Here is a 4,213-nt window from a genome sequence, read left to right on the forward strand (position 1 = left end):
CTGAACGGCCCGTCGAAGCCGAAGCGGCGGACGCCAGCCTCGGCAGCGGTGTCCTGCGCCTCCACAGTGTCTTCGGCCGGGATGCCGCTTGCGTGGGTTGGCTCGTTCTCCGGCTCGATTCCGGGCCGCTGGTGGGTCGCGGGATCCAGTTGGGGCCCGCCGTCGGCAGCGCTGGCTGCTGGCACAGGGGCCGGCAGAGATGGCTCCTGGCGCACCGGTGTGGTCGTCCCTGCCGTGACGCCTGCCGCCGGCGTGCCCGTTGCCAGCGGAGCCTTGGGGGCAGCTGACAAGCCCGAGTCGAAGACGTTTCGGATGTACAGCGCTTCCGCACCGTCATGGTCGGCGATATAGGCGACCCGATCGACTCCGAGTGCCCGCCCCAGCCGGGCACGCACGCCGGCCGAGGCTTCCACCACCCGCGATGGTCCGTCCCGGTGGGTCAGCCAGTGCAAGGTGCCGTGGCTCTCGACCACGCTGGCCGACCCCGACGACACCGGGGCGGCCGCAGCCAGATGCTTCACCACGTTCAATGGCTGGGGTCGGCGTCCGGTCGAGGCTGAACCGAGCGAGATGTCCAGTTTGATCGGTTCAGCATCAAGCGAGTTCAGCAGCCAGATGGACCCGGCCGATTCGAACACCACCCGGGTACCGTCAGAGGTGGCGTGCCGAACGTAAAACTGGTCGTGATCGGTGTGACGCTGCAGGTCTGCGCCCTGCGGCGTCACTGAGTAAAGATTTCCGTACCCTTCGTGGTCGGACAGGAAGGCGAGCCTGTTGCTGATCCACATTGGGTCGGCGAGGTTGCCATCGAGCTCCGGCAGGAACCGGGCAAAGTCCCCCGACCCGTCGGCGTCCATCCAGAGTTTGCCAGCGGTTCCGCCCCGGTACCGCTTCCACCAGGCGGGTTCGCGGGTCAGGACGCTGCCAATGACTAACGGACGCTCGTCGCCCACCGCTGGCCCGTGCACCAGTGCGTCGAGTGGGCCATAGGGGAAGGCCGACTGGGCTGAGCCATCCAAAGGGACCCGGTACCCCCAGGCATGACGCGGGTCCTCGTGCCGGAAAGCGCTGGTGGCGATGACCTCGCCGTCGGCAGTAAACCCCCGGACTTTGGTGCTCTGGTGGCCCCAATACGTCAGGCGGCGAAAGTTCCCGCCCTCGGTGTCAGCCGCAACCACTTCTGGCGCCCCCGCCTGTGTCACTGTCCAGGCAATGGTTGACCCGTCGGGTGAGAATCGTGGACCGCGGGCGGGCAACTGCATGGCCGAAATGCGCCAGGCACGTCCCCCGGACACCGGTGCAACCCAGACGTCGTTCTCTGCTACAAAAGTGAGCAGGTCACCGTAGACATGTGGAAAGCGCAAGTAATGTGAGGAACCCATTCGTCGATCATAGCCACCTTCGATCAGTGGACAGCGTTGTGCCAGCGCAGGGAAGCCCCTCTGCGCCACGAGAGTAAGTTGTTCCCAATAGGCCGGTCCGGGTGGTGGGATAAGGGCATGAGAATTCTGATCGCCGGAGCATCCGGAACCATAGGCAAGGCCTTCATCCAGCAGCTTGAACCGGGCGCGCACGAGGTGAAACGTCTTGTCCGCCGCAGACCGTCAGGACCCGATGAGATCCAGTGGGATCCCGCAGCTGGCGGTCTCGATCCGTCGGTCATGGACTCGGCTGATGCGGTGGTCAACTTATCGGGCGCGGGAATTGCCGGCGCGCCCTGGACCCGGAGCTACAAGGAAACTCTCTACTCCTCGCGGCTGACTGCCACCCGCACGCTGGTTGACAGCATGCACCGGGCAGACCTGCCCCCCGAAATTTTTCTCAGCCAGTCCGCCTCCGGATACTACGGCGACCGGGGATCGGAGATCTTGCCGGAAAGCGCCGACTCGGGCGGATTGCTGCTCTCGGATATCTGCAGGCGATGGGAAGCCGAAGCGCTCCGGGCGCCGTCGTCAGTGCGCACGGTCCTGATGCGCACCGGCGTGGTGATGTCCACCAGGGGCGGTGCCCTCCCCAAGCTGCTGATTCCTCTCCGCCTCTTCGTGGGCGGCCCCCTCGGGTCAGGCGAACAGTGGTGGCCATGGGTGACTCTTGACGATCAGACCAGGGCAATGCAATTTCTGCTTGAGACCGGGATCAGCGGGCCAGTCAATATCGCTTCGCCCTCACCAGCGCCACTCAATGATCTGACTGCGGCGCTCGGCGCGGCGCTCAACCGGCCGTCCCGCTTTCGGGTCCCCGAATGGGTGCTGACCACTGTCCTGGGACAGCTGGCGCGGGAGCTCCTACTGCCCAGCGCACGACTCGAACCGGCGTTGCTCACTGCTGCCGGCTTCCAGTTTGGCCAGGACTCTCTTGAGGATCTGGCTCGCTGGGTGAAACAGTCCCAGGACGCCTAGAGTGTTCCCTGCCTGGTCATCATCGCCTTACACCTCATGAACAGCGAAGATCCGCCACCCGGCTACCATCCGCTGCAGAATGAAGAGAAGCTCCTGGGTGCTTGATGAGGATTCGCGCCGGAGCACGTCACCGTTGGCAGCGACTTCGGTGTACCCCGAGGTGGTTGCTGTCGCTGTAACTGCGGCAATATCATCGCCGCTGCCACCGATGGCAGCGGCGATGCCCTCCGGAAGGTCGGCCGGGCTCAGGTTCGATAGGTCGATTCTGAGCCCGGCCAGTACATGTCCCCGGTCGACCAGCGCACCTAACGCTTCCCGATCGGTATCCATCGCAGCTGACTGCTCAACGTTGACCAGGTGCAACAGGTCAGGATCAGCCGTCTCGAAGGCACGCTCCCTGACCTGGGATAGATGAGGCAGAACGTCCAGCGGATCGCGATCGGCCGGGGCTGCGATGGACACCCCTGCCTCGGCTGTCGTGTCCTGCGACTGGGTGATAAGCGAAGGGAAGGGGGCTAGATCGTTTGCCTCCCCTGTGGTGCTGCCCGATGTGGCGGTTGACGGTCCGCCGGATTCCTCGGTGTTGGGCGACCTGCCGGCGCCCGGCAGCTGCGACCCGGCGATGAGCACTCCCGCGGCAGCGAGCAGGGTAAGCGCTGCCAGCGCCAATGCCGCGGCTCCGGCGCGACTGTGCTGACTCCGGCGACTGACCGGGCCGCTCCCGCCTCCGCGCCGACGTCGTCCCTGCAGGGGATCGGATTCCCCGGGGTCTGACCATCGGGTCCTCAGACTGGGCAGCACCTCGGGGTGCACCGCACCCACCAGGTCGAGAGGCTCCGCAGGCGCCGTGGCCTGCACGGCTCGCGCGAACTCATGGGCTCCCGGCCGCGCCGACGGGTCACCGTCCAGACCCCGGTTGATGAGATCCATGAGGTCCGCAGGCGTATCGGGCACCAGCAGGGACAGAGGTGGACGCTGGATCGCCGGTCCCGGCACTCTCCCGGTCAAGGCGTACCAGCCGACCGCAGCCAGCGCATAGATGTCCGATTCGGTGTTCAACCGGTCGGGATCCCGGAGTGCTTCCTGAAAGCCAGGTGTCCCAGCCGCAACATGTCTGCCTTCCCCCACCAGCCGTCCGACCCCGAGGTCGGCGAGCAGCGGCTTGCCGAGTTCAGTGAAGAGGAGGTTCCCGGGAGATACGTCCCCGTGGACAGCTCCCCCCTCATGAAGATAAGCGATAACCTGGGCCATCGGAGTCAGGACAGTCACTACCTCTCCCGGTGGGAGAGGCCCCCGGACGGAAACCAGATTGAGCAACGAACCGCCGGGCGCGTAATCCATTCGGAGCGCCATCCCCTGCTCGGTACTGACCACTTCATGAACCGCCAGCAGGTGCTCGTGCCGGAACTGATGAAGCATCCATTCCTCACGGCGGGCTGCGCTCGATTGTCGGTGCACTCCACCACTGGGGTCGATGACCTTGAGCGCAAAGGGCTCCCCTGACGCGTTTCGGATCAGCCAGACGCTGGCGCTGCCCCCTCGACCCAGCAGACGATCGCAGCTGTAACCCTGGAGTTGCGGTGGCGTGGGGGCCGGGGCGTTCTCGCGGACCTTCGGGCCGGATGTGCTGTCCATGCACCAGTTGTAGCCGATCTCCACGAATCCCGCAGAAGTTATCCACAGGTATCTGGCGGGCTACGCGCCGATGCCAGCGATGTCACTGTGCAGGTCTACCCTTGACCCATGACACTTCAGTATTCACGTGTTGGACTAGACCCTGAGTTCGTCGACTACGAGACCGGCTGGGAGTTGCA

At 65.2% G+C, this 4,213-nt stretch carries 2 protein-coding genes and 1 pseudogene; 1 reads left to right on the forward strand and 2 read right to left on the reverse strand.

Going from position 1 to position 4,213, the window contains the following annotated elements; translation table 11 throughout:
* A pseudogene (locus tag Y703_RS23135) lies at positions 1 to 1,382 on the reverse strand (PD40 domain-containing protein); the annotation flags it as partial.
* Positions 1,383 to 1,499: 117 nt separating this feature from the next.
* Between Y703_RS23135 and Y703_RS0111800 the strand changes: the two are divergent.
* Entirely contained in the window at positions 1,500 to 2,399 is a 900-nt protein-coding gene (locus Y703_RS0111800; RefSeq protein WP_026552856.1) for a TIGR01777 family oxidoreductase, read from the forward strand.
* Between the two features lie 27 nt (positions 2,400 to 2,426).
* Here the strand turns inward: Y703_RS0111800 and Y703_RS19620 are convergent, their stop codons facing one another.
* Positions 2,427 to 4,034: a serine/threonine-protein kinase gene (locus Y703_RS19620; protein WP_155849516.1), complete on the reverse strand. Its 1,608-nt coding sequence runs from the start codon at positions 4,032 to 4,034 to the stop codon at positions 2,427 to 2,429.
* Between the last annotated feature and the right edge of the window lie 179 nt (positions 4,035 to 4,213).

It is taken from the genome of Arthrobacter sp. H20 (assembly GCF_000520515.1).
Lineage (GTDB): Bacteria > Actinomycetota > Actinomycetes > Actinomycetales > Micrococcaceae > Arthrobacter_D.

Excerpts from the sequence above, each read along its gene's own strand:
- Y703_RS0111800 (WP_026552856.1), top strand. The coding sequence starts at position 1,500 with ATGAGAATTCTGATCGCCGGAGCATCCGGAACCATAGGCAAGGCCTTC.
- Y703_RS19620 (WP_155849516.1), bottom strand. The coding sequence starts at position 4,034 with ATGGACAGCACATCCGGCCCGAAGGTCCGCGAGAACGCCCCGGCCCCC.